Consider the following 16,125-nt stretch of genomic DNA (forward strand, 5'->3'; position numbering starts at 1 on the left):
ATGACACTAATATGAAAAGTTAGAAGTGGATAGCTATAGCGTCAATATGATTTGATTATTTTTTGTTCAATTTTAGTTTTTAAGACCAAGTGCTAGGCTCACAGATGACACGCAAAGTGCGCTACTGCATTGAAAACTAGGGGGAGAAATTTTTTGAGTGGCGATAAAGTTCTGAAATAAAAAATTCACAATGAATTATTGCGGCTTTACTTTGTGTTCACTTGGACTACGCGGCTTATAAAACAAAAAACCAGTCGATTAAACGACTGGTTTTGAATCTTGCAAATTAGAGTAGGGTGTTTACATACCGAAGTTAACAATTGGGAAGCAAGGAAGGAAGCCATTGTCCGCACAGTTGATTAAACCGATCTGTACACCTTCAATTTTGGCTGTTTTATTGAAAACACCTACCTGTACAGTTGACTCGCTAGAGAGGTTAACTGCACCTACATCTACCATGGTGTCACCTTCCGAGTAGTTAACAAAACTCACGTTAGCACCTCGAACATCGTTAGTGACGTTGACTGCACCAAGGTTAACACCTGTCGTTAAACCTTCATTCCAGTTAAACAGGCCTAACGAAGCGCCAGTCATCTCTTGGTTTACCTTGGAAGCGCCTAAGAACAGACCAAAGTTAACACCTGTGGTGGTATTTGTTTCAGACATACCGACAATAGCAAAATCGACACCTTTTACCTGATCAACTTTACCGTGTAGCGCAGCGAGGCGTACACCTGAAACTTGCGAATTATCTGGTGCATTAAAATCATTGATGGAAGAGAACATAACCGGGGATGCTGCGACAGCGATTGAAGAAGCAAACGCTGTTGAAATAGCCACTGCAGTAAGAATTTTTTTCATAATAACTCCAAGGATTAGCTGTGTATCCAGATTTAAGACCAACTGTTAACTCACGTTAGCCTACTTTGTAAGCATAGTCAGTATGTTAAGACTGTGTGAGATATGATCATATTTGAATATATGCCCCAAACCTCGCGTGAGCAAGTAGTTGAATATAACTTTCACTGGTAGGAAATAAAAAACCTCGCCAGGCGAGGTTTTAAAAGCAAATGTGAAGCTAGCTATTTAGTGGAGCTGGTACAACGTTCAAGCGTTACCATCTCATCAGCGATTAACTGGCCGCGGCTGTTACGCATTTTGATTCGATAACTCAGTCCAACCTCGAGATTAGCTTTGGTATCTGCGCTAGTGCAGTAAGCATTGATACTGTTGCTTAGCACTGTCGCCGCAGGTTTTGCTCCGGGCGCATCTGCGTTATAAACCATCATAATCTCTACGTTGCTACCCTTCGAACTTGCGCGCATGATAGAGAGAGGTCCGGCTTCAAGCGGGAGCTCTGAGGCAAGCAGGTTGGCACGGTTCTGTGCGAGCAGCGTCAAGTGACGTTCCTTTTCCGCTGATGTTGAAGAACAGCCGACAATAATCATTGCCGCGATAACGATTGAGAGGGATTTAAACGCTGACAGCATAGTTAGAATACTTTCTTAAATGGCTTAACAATAACCTGAGCGTATACACCAGCTTCGATGTAAGGATCGGCGTCTGCCCAAGCTTGAGCCTGCTCTAATGAGTCGAACTCAGCAATGACTGTAGAACCGGTAAAACCAGCTTCACCTGGGTTGTCAGAGTCAATTGCAGGCATTGGTCCTGCTGTTAGCAAACGACCTTCATCTTGAAGAACCTGTAAACGTTCTAGGTGAGCAGGGCGAACACTAAGTCGCTTTTCCAGTGAGTTCTCTACGTCTTGTGAGAAGATGACATACCACATGTACCGATATCCTTATATCTATGATGTAACCTATGGGGGTTACTCTACCTTAAATAGCGTATTTTTAAAGTATTGATTTGGTGTTATTGCAGGTATGTCATGTGCTTACTGAATAGGGCGCGGTTTGCCTTCAGCATCAATCGCCACATAGTTAAATGTCGCATCACACACCATAAAGCGATCTTCAAGGCCGTGCTCTTTTACGGGTTTAACCCATACTTCTAAGTCGATGCTCATTGACGTACGACCGATGCGCGTACATTCGCCGTAACAACAGACCACATCTCCGACACGAACAGGTTTTTTAAAAGTGATACTTGAGACGGAGACGGTTACGATACGACCTGAAGAGATCTCTTTGGCAAGTATGCCTCCAGCTAAATCCAACTGAGACATAATCCAGCCGCCAAAAATATCGCCATTAGCGTTAGTATCGGCTGGCATAGCAAGGGTTCGAAGCAGTAATTGCCCTTTTGGAGTATTGATTTCTTGACTCATTTTGACATCCATAACAAACGAAACAGCGACCAAGTTGGTCGCTGTAAAAGAGCTATTGTAACAAAACTATCAAGTTATTCGCTAGCGCTAGCCTGATTGTCATCTTTAGGCAAATGCTTATAGATGTAGACTCCGGTCACTAGGGTAAAACCGAAGGTTGCAGCAAGTAGACCAAACACCTTGAAATTGACCCAAACATCAAGCGGTAACTGAAATGCGACATAGATGTTTAACACCGCGCAAAATGAAAAAAACGTTACCCATGCCCACGTGACTTTTGCCCAAATTGGGTCAGGAAGAGAAATCTCTTTGCCCAGCATGCCTTTAATCGCTGATTTGCCGATAAGGTGACTCACTGCCAGACCAATCGCAAACACCATGTAGACAATGGTTACCTTCCATTTAATAAAGTTGTCGTCGTGAAGGAATATGGTCATTCCGCCAAATACTGCGACCATTACGAAAGTGATTAACTGCATCTTCTCGACTTTCTTATAGATAAAGTAGGTCAACACGATTTGAACAGCAGTAGCGGCAATCAGAGCTCCGGTCGCTACGTAGATATCGTATAACTTATACAGAGCGAAGAAGATAATCAGAGGGATAAAGTCGAGCAGTTGTTTCATTGGAATAATCTATTGCTTGCTAAATTGCCCTCAGTCTAACCAAAACTTTGGTTAAGACAAAGGGCTTAACGATAATCTAACATGCCATGAATGGGGTTCTGAGTGGGAGTTAAGCGATGTATCCTTTGCAATCTTCCAGATAACCTTCACTGCGCAAGCTGTCTACTGTGAACTGCAGTTCTTCATCGCTCATAGAGAAGCAGCTTGATTTTCCAGTCATTCCGTTCAGGTATTCGTGGTATTCGAGTTCGGTGAAATGGCCAATACGGTCGACGAGCAAACTTTTAATACCGTGGTGAATAAGTCGATAATAGGTGTGACGTTGAACTTCCATAATCTTACCTCTTACGTCGAGACAAAGACGAATCTTTGCCGCTATTACTTCTTATACGTAAGCAAGCATAATCGGTGCCAGCAATGGCTTAAATGAACGATAAAAACGTCGACTGAATCGTTAGTGATTAATAGTTAACAAAGAAAGGTGTTGGCGGTTAGAAGCATAGCTAAATGCGAATCCGTTTCGATAAGCAAAATGAGAGTCGATTTGAGAGCAGATTTGCCAATCCATTGACAGGCTCCTCTGCTCTAATCGATTAAGTGTGTTAACCAGGGACTTCTTGTTTTAATGTTGATTTCAAAATCGTATCCAGAGCCTCTTTAGTGGTTGGTTTGGATAGACGACCATCCATCAACTCGCTCATTCGCAACAAATCCTTCTCTCCCGACTCACCGGATAGGGCGATGATTGGAATTGCCGGGTAGGACTGACGAATAATGCTTGCGGCCTCAAAACCATCCATGACTGGCATCTGAATGTCCATAAAGACAAGATCGACAGGGTTACTCTGAATGATTTCAATCGCAACCTTACCATTATTTGCCAGTACCACACCGTACCCTAGTTGTTCGAGATAGAGTTTGACCAGAGTACGCTGAATTTCCTTGTCATCAACAACCAAAATCATATGTGAAGACTTGGCAAAGCTGAGCTCACCTTTGTTTACGGCTGGATTGGCAATGGCAGCGAAGTCAGCTTCTGCTGGTGTCAGTGGTTGATTGGCTATTTCATCCAGTCGAACACTACTAGCAGGGAAGGTAAGCGTAAACTCGGTGTACTCACCAGGGACCGAATGACAACTTATCCCGCCTCCAAACGAAGACATAACACGCTTACAATAACCGAGGCCCAGGCCACTACCACCACTCTTGTTGTGGCTAAAGAAGTCATCAAAGATACGTGTCAGCAAGCTCTGAGGGATTCCTGGTCCAGTATCACGGAAAATCATATGATTCTCATAGTGCCCTGTTTCGGTTCGTATCTCGATGTGGCTTCTTGGGTAAGAGTCAAAATAGTAAGTCGCGTTACGTAACAGATTAAACAGCACGAAGTTAAACAGAGTGTCGTTAATCTTGACCACAAAATCGTGCTCAAGGTCGAGATGGATGCGGTTAAATTCATCCTCGCTGTCAAAACCATACTGGTTGATCGCACTATGAATAGCATGAACGATAGACGTTGCCTCAGACGGTTCCTGATCTAATGAAGAGCTATTAACCTCACGCAAAATGATATCAATCAGTTGGCGACCACGGTGGATAGCCTGTTTGCCACTGTTGACATGACGAAGCAGGTCACTATGTGAACTGGCGGTAACAAGTTTGCTCTCCAGTGATTCGAACTCAAACTGTACTTGTGCGAGAGGATTGCGCATCTCATGAGCGATGGAGTTGGCGAGTGCCTGAGACTGACGAACTTTACGTTCATAGTTAATATGAACCTGAACCTTCTTAATCACTCTTTCTAATGCCTTCAGCTCTTCGAAGGAGAAGTTAACATCTTCCTGTTTATGGCTGGATACCAGAACGTGAGAAAGCTTGTTTTTGCCTTCGTAAATAGGCAGCACTAGCGCTGACTCCATTTGATTCATATTGCTATGCAGACTCGAGAGTTCAGCATTACTGGTCTCTTTAATCGCGTCTTCCAGTTCATCAATGACCAAAGGCGTGGAATGACTCTCGAAGTAGGAACGGTATAAATTTGCCCCCTGATAGTCATCGAGTAACTTGAGCTTATCACTTGGAACGCCCAAGTAACTTGCCAGCGCTTCAATCGCTTTAGACGGCGAATTCTGGAATTCCTCTTCTAGGTGAGCGATTTTGTCTGTAGGCGTCGTTGACGAGCCGTATAGGACGAAACTAAGGCCTGTTCTCATCAATTGCGCAGCGTAAGGCCACGACAGACCAATGGCGATCAGCAGAATAATGACCGAGGCATAACTCAGATAGTCCAGTGGCTTAAACAGGGCGATGATGCCTGTGTAAATCGTCGCCGTCAGTAGTATGGAGCTGCTCACTAAGCAGAGGTAGCGGAAGCTATAAAAGCGTGACGCTAAGATCGCGTAGCCCATAAACAACATTTCACTGACCGATAACGCTGGTGGCAGCCAGGTGAGGGAGAAGTTGTTAAAGAAATAAGTAAAACCGAGCTGAATTACTGCGGTAGATGCCATGAATATAGTCATGCCAAGAATCATGTAGTTGATTCGGGTGCGGCGAATTCGGTTGCTTGAACCTTTAATGGAAAGCAAGTTGGCAAACGTCAGGGCAAACAGCAGTGTCAAACCAATAAAGAATGGTTGAGTGTACTCACCAAACTCAAGCACAAAGCGACTTGGACCTTCAATGGTAACGCCTCGAATCGTTAAGCCTGGCAGTAAGTTGGCCACAGTACACAACACAATGATTACCAAGGCGAAGCTTATCTGCCACAGATTGGTTTTTTGATCGGTGTAATGGGTTTTTAACTTGGCCGAGAAATAGTAAGCAGAGCTAAATGCCAGCAGAGCTGACAGGTTTGCTACTATCGCCATCGTTGCCGCGGTCTCAGGCCCCCATTCAGGTAACAGCCCGGTATGAAAGTAAGCATTACTTAAGATCCAGACAAAAATACCTAAGGTATAGGAAACATAGTAGATGTACTGCTTCAGACTGGTGAAACCATGTTTTCTTGCCAGCGTTGAACAGAAATAGCCTGCCCAGACAAAAACCAACAGCGCCGTTAGTATCAACACCACAGCTTTTGGATAAAGTAGGTGAGAGGTCAAATAACTAAGCATAGTGAGGTTTATGTCCATGATTGCGATACTGTTTCAGCTGACTGATTGTCCGTTGTTTGTAATGTTTAAAGCTGGATTGCGCCAGTGCCTGGTTGAGTGGCTCGATAAACCACAGACCTTTGTAGGTGGCAAACTCTGAATCAGAGACATGACTTGCACTGAGTCGAGTGTACACCGCCTCACCTTGGCTCAAATAGTACTGAATCATTAGAGGTTGCTCAATCACTACGAATGCAATTTGATATCGGAGCGCCACTAATTGTTCCATTAATCGCTTTTGCGCCAGATAGAGGAAGAAAATCATCTCTGTTTGATTGCCACTTACTGTCAGGCGAACAATTTCACAACACTCTTCAGGACGCGTGATTTGTTGCCAGAGTGAGTTCTCGAACTGTGTAGAACAGCCGCCAACGACTGGGCCCTTCAACAAATTGTGCTGCGTCAGTTGATCAACCACCTTATTGGTTGGCAGCAGTAGCCATGCATCGGTCTGAAAGAATGGTGAGAAGTAGAGCCATTGGTCCGCGTACGAATGATGGTTGATTTTGGCACTAGCCACTATCAGTGGAGGGCTAGATTCTGTTGTCTGACAAGCGAGGATGAAGTGGGTGCCGAATCTGGAAATATCGATTTCATACAGCATTTCATACCAATGATGCTGCAGGACGAAGGTCGCGAGGTTAATAAGTACGATCGCATCGGGTAAAAGCATTGGCTGTTTACAATGCATTGTGTAGTAAAGTTCCTGATGAGATTCAATGTTATCGATAACACTATCGAAGTAGTCCTCTTCGCAACGAGTTCGACTGGCTGCATGCGGGTCCAATGCCAAACCAAGCGGAGAGCTATACTGCTTTTTGAGCTTCCATATTTTGTAACTGCACCAAGCCTGAGCCCAGTTATCGAAGATAAACAGAGCTTGTTGTTCAATTTGATGCCAGTCGTTGTTACCGATAGGGAGTGGATGCTTGACGCTGGCGAAGTAGTAGGGAGACATCAGCTTTGTCGCGATGTTTTTACCATTCAATGTCGGGTCGTCTTCACAGGTCAGACGTACCCTTTCATCCAATACTTGCTGGAAAAACTGCTCACTGTTTTCTCCAAAAAGTGTATCAATTTTAGTGAATAAGACGCACTCATCATCCGTGACCCCTAGAGATGTAGGGGTGAAGTTATCTTTTATAGCCATAGACGTTAATCATTATTTTATTTATAGGTGGCTAGTATTAATATGATTGAATATGCGTGCAACTGAATTAGTATAAATACACCTGTTTCTGATAATAATTAATCAAATCAGTGAGATTGAGCACATAAATGAGTGTTTAAATAGTACGCGAGACTCTAGTGTTCAGAACAGGCTTCAGCTTTGTCTGAAAATCATTGAGGGGATAAGCATTGTTATAGTGCATTGGTTCAATTTTGAACCAATGACGCGTTTTTGTTATCCACATCAATGTCTTATTTGTAAAACCCATTCCATTTAGATGAATGTACTGACTTAAATGTCACTAATAGACTAATATACTGACTTATAAGGTTATTTTGCCGAACAAATTGCTGATAATTCTAACTAAAATAGTCTCTATGTTGTTGTTTTTTGCGGTTAAAGTGTGTTCATTGAAGAAAAAAGTTGGCGAAAATCATGAGCTTGGCATACACTTTCCAAGGTAAAGCCGATAGGTTGTTGATTGGCTTGGTTAAAAGTTTTGGTGCTGCCTTGTGGTGGCAATGTTTAACACAGCTTTGAGGAAAGTTTTATGGCGCTCACAAAGGCCGATTTGGCTGAGAACCTGTTTGAAAAGCTTGGATACAGTAAACGGGATGCCAAGGAAACGGTTGAGGCGTTTTTCGAAGAAATTCGTAAAGCACTTGAAAGTGGCGAACAGGTAAAACTGTCTGGATTTGGAAACTTTGATCTTCGTGATAAGAATGAACGTCCAGGTCGCAACCCGAAGACAGGTGAAGACATTCCTATCAGTGCTCGTCGCGTAGTAACCTTCCGCCCTGGGCAGAAATTGAAAGCCCGCGTTGAGAACATTAAGGTTGACGACTAACTCTTAGATAACTAAGGGGAAGCTTCCTAATTCCGAGACTAGGTATTGAGCGTTTCGCTACACGCTCCTAGGACTCCATAACAAAACACCCCAGCCAAGGCTAGGGTGTTTTTGTTTGCACATGCAACTTAGTCACGCTTCCACAGCGCATGACAGAACTTATGTTCTGGGTCGCGGCTAATCAGCAGTCGTGCAAAGACATCATCAAGCACATCGTTTTCTTCGTTAACCAGACCGATGCGTACTTCTGCATACACTTCTTTGTCCACATCGAAGCCGACATGTGCGACCCAGTCATCACCCGTTTCAACCAGCTCAGCAGCACCACGTTCGTCAAATTGTGCTGTGAACAAGATAACATCCGCTGGTTCCAGGTTATCAGGCGCCATTTCTAAGAAAATGTCGTACGCGGTATCGATCGCGTCGTCGTAAGAAATCAAATCAGCCATAATTATGCGCGGCTCATGTACTTACGTTCAGTCGTGTTGATCACGATGCGGTCACCAGTTGCAATGTACTCAGGTACTTGAACAGTTAGACCTGTTGAGAAACGAGCTGGTTTAGTACGTGCAGACGCTGAAGCACCTTTGATTGACGGGTCAGTTTCTTCGATCACTAGCTCAACAGAAGCTGGAAGCTCAAGACCAACAGCGTTGCCATTGACTAGAATGACATGCAGGCCTTGAATCTCTTCAGTAACGAACAGTAGCTCGTCTTCAATCTCGTCTTTCTTGAAGGTGTATTGAGTGTAGTCTTCGTTGTCCATGAAGATGTACTCATCGCCATCAACGTAAGAGAAAGAAGAAGCACGTTTGAACATGTCTACGGTTTCTAGAACGTCATCTGATTTGTAGCGTTCGTCAACGCGAGCACCTGTTGTCAGGTCAGTACAACGCAATTTGTAGATTTTTGCGCCGCCACGACCACCAGGAGTGGTTACTTCGATGTCTTTAATTAACAATGTTTTACCATTAGATTCGATAGCAAAACCTTTTTTAAGCTCACTTGCCTTTGGCATGAACAATTTTCCTTAGTGTGTTAGGTAGTGGCAGCATTATATACCGACCCTGTGAAGGAAGGAATATCTTGATTCATCCATCGTGGTGAGCGAACATTAGAACACTGAGTTCGACTAATTTGTTAGTAATCAAATGCATCTTTCTACCATTGACCCTAAACAAGCCTTTCAACCTGAATATAAACCTGCCATTGATGATCTGGTCAGTTTTTTGAAAAACGGTTTAGGGGACAATCTACATAGCGTTTATCTGTATGGCAGCGTTGCGCGCAAAACGGCGAAACCTAACCTGTCTAATATCGACGTTGTGGTTGTCACTCATCGCAGTTTTTCCGATCTCAGAACCACGCTGTTCAACTCGATTAAATGGCGCTTCCAAAAGTCCTACCCATTTATTACCGAAATTTCGTTCAAAACGGCTCTGGCGCAGGATGTGGCTAGTCTTGACAGTATTTTCTCGTGGGGCTTCCAACTCAGACACTGCTCTGTATGCGTTTATGGCGAAGATCTGTCGGAATGCTTTGGTGATTATGAGCCAAGCTGGGAGATCGCTAAACACTGGAATATGGACGTAGAAGATTGGGTTGCCGTCTACCGTAACCGCATTGCCAGAACCGACAAACCGGAAGATCAGATCAAGGCGCAGAAAATTATCGCTAAGAAATTGCTGCGAGCCAGTTACTCTTTGGTCATGTACAAAGACAAACAATGGTTTGAGGATCCGATTGAGTGTGGTCAGCAGTTCTTACGTTACTATCCGGAAAAGCAGGTTGAAATCGAACGTTTGGGGATCCTGTTATCAGGTCGTTTAATCGCCAAACGTTCCGTGATTGGTATTCTTGATGGTTTTGGTGACTGGTTAGCTAAGCAATACAAAAAGACCGAATTTAAAATCGGTTGAGCCAGTTTCAATCCTGATTCGGTTTAACGAGCTTAGAACAAGCCAAGTTGTGGCTCGCTTAATGAACTAAAATCGATACCAATAAACGGCAGGATAGCTTCAGCAACGGGCTTTAGCTGCTTATCAATATAGTGCTGATAGTCAATTGCACTCTTCTGATATTCCTTAGGTTCAGGACCAGAGAGTGTGATCACATACTCGATCTGTCCTTTATTCTGGTATTGCAACGGGCGGCCTAACTGTTGATTGATTTCGTCGGCTATTCTTGCCGCACGAACCTGAGGCGGAACATTTTTTTGGTACTCGTGCAATCGTCTTCTCAACCGTTTCTGATAGGTAAGTTTGTCATCAAACTCACCAGCCTTGGTCTGTTCGACAAATTCACGTACATACTCGCTCGGATTTTCACCATGGAAAACCATCGAGTATAACGTCTGCTGAAACTCCTGAGCCAAGGGGGTCCAGTCTGTGCGGGCACTTTCTAATCCTTTAAATACAATTCGTTCGTTGTCGCCTTCGCCAATCAATCCGGCATAGCGCTTTTTCGAACCGGTTTCCTGGCCCCGAATTGTAGGCATAAGGAATTTCTTGTAGTGGGTTTCATACTCCAGTTCCAGCATTGAGTCGAGTTGATACTCTTCAGCCAGATGAGTTGTCCACCACTGGTTGATGTAGTCGACCAGTTGGTTGCCGATCTGGTCGGCTTGCTGCTGGTTAAACGCACCATTGAGCGAGACAAAGGTGGAGTCAGTGTCACCATAGATAACCTGATAACCTTTATCCTCGATCAGCTTCTTGGTCTGTTTCATGATTTCGTGGCCACGCATAGTAATGCTGGACGCTAAACGAGTATCGAAGAAGCGACAGCCTGAGGAACCCAGAACACCATAAAAAGAGTTCATAATGATCTTTATCGCCTGTGAGAAGGCTTTCTCGTTGTTCTTTTTGGCAATGTCTCGGGCAGCCCAGAGTTTTTCGATCATCTCTGGCAGGAAATGTTTGCTGCGATGGAACTGACCGCCACGGAATCCCGCTACTGCCTGATCGAGCTCTCGTCCTACTTCAAGCTGAAGACCTTCAATCAAGCCCATTGGATCGATCAAAAAGCTGCGAATGATCGATGGATACAGGCTCTTGAAATCAAGGACCAATACAGAGTCATACAGATTGGGTATCGAGTCCATGACATAGCCACCAGGACTGGCTAGCCAGTTTTCTGGGTGCAGGTTTGGCGCGACATAGCCTGCACGATGAATCTGCGGCAGATATAGATTGGTAAATGCTGCCACTGAACCTCCAACGCGATCCAGCTCAACGCCAGTTAGTCTTGAACGCTCGATGGAAAATTCTAGCAGATGAGTATGAGCGAAAATCTTGTTAACCAGCACACAGTCTTGCAAGTTGTACTTAGCCAGTGATGGCTTGTCGTGGCGGAACATCTGGTTGATTTCATCCATTCTGTCATGGACATTGTGGATTTGTTTACCTTCCCCCAGCAGTTCTTGTGAAACAAACTCGAGCGACCAGCGACGAAAATGGTATGTGGCTGTTTTGAGCGTATCAATACCATCCATGACCACGCGGCCCGGTATTGAGATGAAAGCCTGCTGTGTGGTATTTGAGGTACGGAAAAAGCTTGCTTGATTGCCACGGCCAATCATCAATTTGACTTGATTCCATTCGGCACGTTTGTGCAACAATCTAAAATCAAAATCGATAACGTTCCAACCAATAACCACATCCGGGTCGTATTGCCTAAACCAGTTAACCATCGCAATGAGCAGGGCTTTCTCATCCTTTACCCACTCAATAGGCGTATCGGCTGGCTCTGGTTCACCAATCATAATTACCCGGCTGTCCATCGGACTGTCGAGACCAATAGAGTAGAGTATCCCTTTCTCAGAACATTCTAGATCTAGGGAGACTACTTTGAGATTTGGCGTGTAGTTGCCTTGACGACATTTAACAGAAGTGAATCGTTGACCTTGTTTGTCTGCTTGCAAAGTACCGCTGAATTCAACGCCGCCTTTAATAAATCGTTCCATCAAGTATCGATCAGCAAGACGGATATCATCTTCCAACACGGTGATATCTTCCGCCTGTAAAGCTCGACTGAGTTGCTGAGATTGTTTAATGGTAGTGGTATAGCAAGCGGCCAAAGGCTCTAAATCAAAACTAGTGAGCGACAACGAGCGCCATTCAGCGCTAAGCCCGCTGCTATTGGCGATAGACTGGCATTGCTCCAATTGTGACTGTGGCACAAAGAAAACAGGCTTTTCTCCACGCACAACGAGTTGCGTAGGACCCTGAGATGTAGATAACCACAGCTCTATCTGAGTCTGACCGTTGATATCACGAGCTTGTCGAGTAAGTAAGAATCCGTTATGAATCGTCATGCTTATAATGATGGTTGATATGAAGCGGTGTTTGACCCGCGTGTCTAGAGTAACACATGCTTAAAAAGTTAAATAGAAAGGGTAGGATTTGCCTGAAAGACTCACTCTTAATTGGTAGAAAAATAACCAACAAACTAACGTAAGCGATTGATTAATAGATTAATAACAATTTAAGTATCAGATCTGAAAATTACTACTTGCTAAAGTTTGCGTTTAAGCACATATTCAGAGTAAGCAAAATTTTAATTTTAAGTTAGACTAGGCAACCATGCTGTAATCCACATTATGTGGGTGCAGAGCCAAGTAAAAAGTGTGGAGATACAAGTTTGATAAATGTTTTCCTTGTAGATGATCACGAGCTGGTTCGCACAGGGATACGACGTATTATTGAAGACGTCCGTGGAATGAACGTAGCAGGGGAAGCTGAAAGCGGTGAAGAAGCAGTAAAATGGTGTCGAAGCAATCATGCAGATGTCATTTTAATGGATATGAATATGCCAGGTATTGGTGGTCTTGAAGCCACCAAGAAAATCCTGCGTTTTAATCCAGATGTGAAAATCATCGTTTTAACTGTTCATACGGAAAATCCGTTTCCAACTAAAGTGATGCAAGCAGGAGCCGCAGGCTACCTGACTAAAGGCGCTGGCCCTGATGAAATGGTCAACGCTATTCGTATGGTCAATAGCGGTCAACGCTATATATCGCCAGAAATCGCTCAACAGATGGCGCTTAGCCAATTCTCTCCGGCATCGGAAAACCCATTTGCTGATTTGTCTGAGCGTGAACTGCAAATCATGATGATGATTACTAAAGGCCAGAAGGTGACTGATATTTCAGAGCAGCTAAATCTGAGCCCTAAAACAGTAAACAGCTACCGTTATCGCTTGTTTAACAAGTTAGATATCAGCGGTGATGTTGAGTTGACTCACTTAGCAATTCGACATGGAATGATTGATACCGAAACTCTATAAGGCGCCAATACCATCAGTGATCTCAATCTTCAGCTAATGGTGTCGGTATGAGCCAATTCGATTCAGCCGCCTTCCTTAAGACAGTAACAAACCAACCCGGCGTTTATCGTATGTATAACGCCGAGTCGGTTGTTATCTATGTTGGTAAAGCCAAAGACCTCAAAAAACGCCTCTCTAGTTACTTTCGTAGCAAAGTTGATAGTGAGAAGACACGCGCTCTGGTAAGTAATATTGCCAAAATTGATGTGACAGTGACTCATACTGAAACAGAAGCGTTGATCTTAGAGCACAACTACATCAAGCAGTACCTGCCTAAATACAACGTGTTGCTGCGCGATGATAAATCCTACCCTTACATTTTTATTAGTGGTCATAAACATCCGCGCTTATCGATGCATCGAGGGGCGAAAAAACGTAAGGGGGAGTACTTTGGTCCCTATCCGGATTCAGGTGCGGTACGTGAAACTCTGCATTTAATCCAGAAGATCTTCCCGGTCAGGCAGTGTGAAGATACCGTCTACAGCAATCGAACTCGTCCTTGTCTGATGTATCAGATTGGACGCTGCGCTGCACCTTGTGTCTCTAGTGTCATTTCAGATCAGGATTATTCAGAGCTGGTGGGGCTTGTTCGCTTATTCCTGCAGGGGAAAGATCAGCAAGTGCTTGCCTCTCTGGTTGAAAAAATGGAGCAAGCCAGTCAACAGCTGCGCTTTGAGCAGGCTGCTAAATTCCGTGATCAGATTCAGGCAATTCGCCGTGTTCAAGAGCAGCAGTTTGTTTCTGAAGACTCAATGGACGATATGGATGTACTTGGGTTTGCGCAGGAAAATGGTATTGCCTGCATCCATATTCTGATGATTCGTCAGGGTAAGGTACTGGGTAGCCGAAGTCATTTCCCGAAAATACCCAACAACACGACACAACAAGAAGTGTTTTATAGCTTCCTGAGTCAGTACTACCTGAGCCACAACGAGGCGCGAACCATACCAACCCGAATTATCCTCAATTCAGGCCTGACTGATGAGTCGCAGCCTTTGGAAGAGGCATTGACCAGCCTTGCCGGACGTCGAGTGCACTTTCATGTTAATCCAAGCGGTACACGTGGCCGTTACCTGAAGTTGTCTAATACGAATGCCTTAACGGCGATTACTACCAAAATCAATCATAAGATGACCATATCTCAACGTTTTAAAGCGCTGAGAGAGTTGCTTGATATGGAAAGTATCACGCGTATGGAGTGTTTCGATATATCCCATACCATGGGTGAAAGCACTATCGCGTCTTGTGTGGTGTTCAATCAGGAAGGACCGGTTAAGCAGGAGTATCGACGTTACAATATTTCGGGTATCACTGGTGGTGATGATTATGCAGCGATGGGGCAGGTATTAGAGCGCCGTTACTCAAAACAGCTCGATGTCGAAAAGATTCCCGATATCGTCTTTATCGATGGTGGTAAAGGTCAGCTTAATCGTGCCCATGAAATCATTTCTCGTTATTGGGGGGACTGGCCAAAACGTCCTCATTTGATCGGTATTGCTAAAGGTGTTACCCGTAAGCCAGGTTTAGAAACTTTGATTACCGTCGAAGGTGAGGAATTTAATTTACCTAGTGACGCGCCCGCTCTGCATTTGATGCAACACATTCGCGATGAGAGTCATAACCATGCTATAGCTGGTCATCGAGCGAAACGAGGAAAAACCCGTAGAACCAGTGCCTTAGAAGGTATTGAAGGGGTAGGGCCTAAACGGCGTCAGGCACTATTAAAGTACATGGGTGGCTTGCAAGAATTGAAGAGAGCGAGTGTTGAAGAAATCGCCAAAGTGCCAGGGATTAGTACTTCTTTAGCAGAAAACATTTATCAAGCATTGAAACAATAACAAAAATCCCGCACCATAAGGCGCTGTTTGAAATACCAAATAGAGCCATACGCAAACAAAAAGAGCCTTTTACTAAATATGCGTTTAAATATCCCAAACATCTTGTCTTTGTTGCGACTTTTCTTGATTCCAGTATTTGTCGTTGTTTTTTATCTTCCATATAGCTGGTCTCCTTTTGCTGCCGCAATGGTGTTCTGGGTCGCAGGTTTTACTGATTGGCTCGACGGCATGTTGGCGCGAAAACTCGGTCAAACCTCTCGTTTTGGTGCATTTATCGATCCGGTTGCTGACAAAGTATTAGTTGCAACTGCACTGATTCTCATCACAGAGCATTACCATAGTATTTGGGTGACTATTCCAGCCGTGACCATGATTGCTCGAGAGATTATCATCTCCGCATTGCGTGAATGGATGGCTGAGATTGGCAAGCGCGCCAGTGTCGCGGTCTCTTGGGTTGGTAAAGTGAAGACGGTAAGTCAAATGTTTGCCTTGTGGGTGTTAATCTGGCGCTACGACGACTGGATGGTCTGGCTTGGCTTTGGTGCACTTTACGTTGCAACCTTCCTCACATACTGGTCGATGGCACAGTATCTGATGGCCGCAAAAGATGATTTGCTCAACGAAGAGCATCACTGATTTTAAAAGCAGGCAAAAGCCTGCTTTTTTTGTATCTGTGATGAGTGCGAAATTCAATTAACTCAGTGGATTTGCTGAAAATTTTGCTAGCAAACTGACCAAATTGGCTTGTTTTGACTGTTAAATAGACAAACGATTCAAAAAATCAAAATTAGTGTTGACTCATTAGTTCGAATCCGTAGAATGCATCCCGTACCCAAGAGGAATTGAGCAGTTAGCTCTTCAGCTTGGTGTGACAGA

The 16,125-nt window shown here is 44.2% G+C and carries 16 protein-coding genes; 5 read left to right on the plus strand and 11 right to left on the minus strand.

What is annotated here, in order from left to right:
- Window positions 1–300: 300 nt before the first annotated feature.
- The 8 genes from RH46_RS11065 to RH46_RS11100 form a co-directional block, all read right to left on the minus strand.
- A complete protein-coding gene (locus RH46_RS11065) occupies window positions 301–861 on the minus strand; it encodes a VC2662 family protein (protein ID WP_006879531.1) in 561 nt (186 codons plus the stop codon).
- Between the two features lie 221 nt (window positions 862–1,082).
- Entirely contained in the window at window positions 1,083–1,490 is a 408-nt protein-coding gene (locus RH46_RS11070) for a GspS/AspS pilotin family protein (protein ID WP_006879532.1), read from the minus strand.
- 2 nt (window positions 1,491–1,492) lie between these two features.
- Window positions 1,493–1,789: a YciI family protein gene (locus RH46_RS11075; RefSeq protein ID WP_006879533.1), complete on the minus strand. Its 297-nt coding sequence runs from the start codon at window positions 1,787–1,789 to the stop codon at window positions 1,493–1,495.
- A 105-nt stretch (window positions 1,790–1,894) separates the two neighbouring features.
- A complete protein-coding gene (gene yciA, locus RH46_RS11080; RefSeq protein WP_006879534.1) occupies window positions 1,895–2,287 on the minus strand; it encodes an acyl-CoA thioester hydrolase YciA in 393 nt (130 codons plus the stop codon).
- A gap of 74 nt (window positions 2,288–2,361) precedes the next feature.
- Entirely contained in the window at window positions 2,362–2,913 is a 552-nt protein-coding gene (locus RH46_RS11085) for a septation protein A (RefSeq protein WP_006879535.1), read from the minus strand.
- Between the two features lie 109 nt (window positions 2,914–3,022).
- On the minus strand, window positions 3,023–3,247 hold the full coding sequence (locus tag RH46_RS11090) for a hypothetical protein (RefSeq protein ID WP_006879536.1): 225 nt from the start codon (window positions 3,245–3,247) through the stop codon (window positions 3,023–3,025).
- 268 nt (window positions 3,248–3,515) lie between these two features.
- Window positions 3,516–6,029: a response regulator gene (locus RH46_RS11095; protein WP_006879537.1), complete on the minus strand. Its 2,514-nt coding sequence runs from the start codon at window positions 6,027–6,029 to the stop codon at window positions 3,516–3,518.
- The gene (locus RH46_RS11100) at window positions 6,022–7,218 is read right to left on the minus strand and encodes an acyl-homoserine-lactone synthase (protein WP_006879538.1); all 1,197 of its coding nucleotides are present in this window, start codon (window positions 7,216–7,218) and stop codon (window positions 6,022–6,024) included. The genes RH46_RS11095 and RH46_RS11100 overlap by 8 nt, the downstream gene beginning before the upstream one ends.
- 571 nt (window positions 7,219–7,789) lie before the next feature.
- Here RH46_RS11100 and ihfA point away from each other — a divergent pair.
- On the plus strand, window positions 7,790–8,086 hold the full coding sequence (gene ihfA, locus RH46_RS11105) for an integration host factor subunit alpha (RefSeq protein WP_006879539.1): 297 nt from the start codon (window positions 7,790–7,792) through the stop codon (window positions 8,084–8,086).
- A 128-nt stretch (window positions 8,087–8,214) separates the two neighbouring features.
- On the opposite strand, the gene RH46_RS11110 is transcribed toward ihfA, so the two are convergent.
- A complete protein-coding gene (locus RH46_RS11110) occupies window positions 8,215–8,535 on the minus strand; it encodes an HI1450 family dsDNA-mimic protein (RefSeq protein ID WP_006879540.1) in 321 nt (106 codons plus the stop codon).
- A gap of 2 nt (window positions 8,536–8,537) precedes the next feature.
- Window positions 8,538–9,104, minus strand: coding sequence for an elongation factor P-like protein YeiP (gene yeiP, locus RH46_RS11115; protein WP_006879541.1), 567 nt, complete (start codon window positions 9,102–9,104; stop codon window positions 8,538–8,540).
- A 133-nt stretch (window positions 9,105–9,237) separates the two neighbouring features.
- Between yeiP and RH46_RS11120 the strand changes: the two genes are divergently transcribed.
- Window positions 9,238–10,005 (plus strand): nucleotidyltransferase domain-containing protein, encoded by a 768-nt coding sequence (locus RH46_RS11120; protein ID WP_006879542.1) that lies wholly within the window; start codon window positions 9,238–9,240, stop codon window positions 10,003–10,005.
- Between the two features lie 32 nt (window positions 10,006–10,037).
- On the opposite strand, the gene RH46_RS11125 is transcribed toward RH46_RS11120, so the two are convergent.
- Complete coding sequence (locus RH46_RS11125) at window positions 10,038–12,401, minus strand: DNA polymerase II (RefSeq protein ID WP_006879544.1); 2,364 nt, start codon at window positions 12,399–12,401, stop codon at window positions 10,038–10,040.
- Window positions 12,402–12,727: 326 nt separating this feature from the next.
- Between RH46_RS11125 and uvrY the strand changes: the two genes are divergently transcribed.
- The 3 genes from uvrY to pgsA all read left to right on the plus strand — a co-directional run bounded on the left by uvrY (window position 12,728) and on the right by pgsA (window position 15,885).
- On the plus strand, window positions 12,728–13,372 hold the full coding sequence (uvrY, locus tag RH46_RS11130) for a UvrY/SirA/GacA family response regulator transcription factor (protein ID WP_004416227.1): 645 nt from the start codon (window positions 12,728–12,730) through the stop codon (window positions 13,370–13,372).
- A gap of 47 nt (window positions 13,373–13,419) precedes the next feature.
- Window positions 13,420–15,249: an excinuclease ABC subunit UvrC gene (uvrC, locus tag RH46_RS11135; protein ID WP_006879545.1), complete on the plus strand. Its 1,830-nt coding sequence runs from the start codon at window positions 13,420–13,422 to the stop codon at window positions 15,247–15,249.
- Window positions 15,250–15,327: 78 nt separating this feature from the next.
- A complete protein-coding gene (gene pgsA, locus RH46_RS11140; protein ID WP_006879546.1) occupies window positions 15,328–15,885 on the plus strand; it encodes a CDP-diacylglycerol--glycerol-3-phosphate 3-phosphatidyltransferase in 558 nt (185 codons plus the stop codon).
- The last annotated feature ends 240 nt before the right edge of the window (window positions 15,886–16,125 follow it).

The organism is Vibrio brasiliensis LMG 20546, from assembly GCF_000189255.1.
Taxonomy (GTDB): domain Bacteria; phylum Pseudomonadota; class Gammaproteobacteria; order Enterobacterales; family Vibrionaceae; genus Vibrio; species Vibrio brasiliensis.

Coding starts and splice junctions, on each gene's coding strand:
- pgsA (WP_006879546.1), top strand. CDS start 15,328: ATGCGTTTAAATATCCCAAACATCTTGTCTTTGTTGCGACTTTTCTTG.
- uvrC (WP_006879545.1), top strand. CDS start 13,420: ATGAGCCAATTCGATTCAGCCGCCTTCCTTAAGACAGTAACAAACCAA.
- RH46_RS11085 (WP_006879535.1), bottom strand. CDS start 2,913: ATGAAACAACTGCTCGACTTTATCCCTCTGATTATCTTCTTCGCTCTG.
- RH46_RS11070 (WP_006879532.1), bottom strand. CDS start 1,490: ATGCTGTCAGCGTTTAAATCCCTCTCAATCGTTATCGCGGCAATGATT.
- RH46_RS11100 (WP_006879538.1), bottom strand. CDS start 7,218: ATGGCTATAAAAGATAACTTCACCCCTACATCTCTAGGGGTCACGGAT.
- RH46_RS11120 (WP_006879542.1), top strand. CDS start 9,238: ATGCATCTTTCTACCATTGACCCTAAACAAGCCTTTCAACCTGAATAT.
- RH46_RS11065 (WP_006879531.1), bottom strand. CDS start 861: ATGAAAAAAATTCTTACTGCAGTGGCTATTTCAACAGCGTTTGCTTCT.
- yciA (WP_006879534.1), bottom strand. CDS start 2,287: ATGAGTCAAGAAATCAATACTCCAAAAGGGCAATTACTGCTTCGAACC.
- RH46_RS11090 (WP_006879536.1), bottom strand. CDS start 3,247: ATGGAAGTTCAACGTCACACCTATTATCGACTTATTCACCACGGTATT.
- RH46_RS11125 (WP_006879544.1), bottom strand. CDS start 12,401: ATGACGATTCATAACGGATTCTTACTTACTCGACAAGCTCGTGATATC.
- RH46_RS11075 (WP_006879533.1), bottom strand. CDS start 1,789: ATGTGGTATGTCATCTTCTCACAAGACGTAGAGAACTCACTGGAAAAG.
- RH46_RS11095 (WP_006879537.1), bottom strand. CDS start 6,029: ATGCTTAGTTATTTGACCTCTCACCTACTTTATCCAAAAGCTGTGGTG.
- RH46_RS11110 (WP_006879540.1), bottom strand. CDS start 8,535: ATGGCTGATTTGATTTCTTACGACGACGCGATCGATACCGCGTACGAC.
- ihfA (WP_006879539.1), top strand. CDS start 7,790: ATGGCGCTCACAAAGGCCGATTTGGCTGAGAACCTGTTTGAAAAGCTT.
- yeiP (WP_006879541.1), bottom strand. CDS start 9,104: ATGCCAAAGGCAAGTGAGCTTAAAAAAGGTTTTGCTATCGAATCTAAT.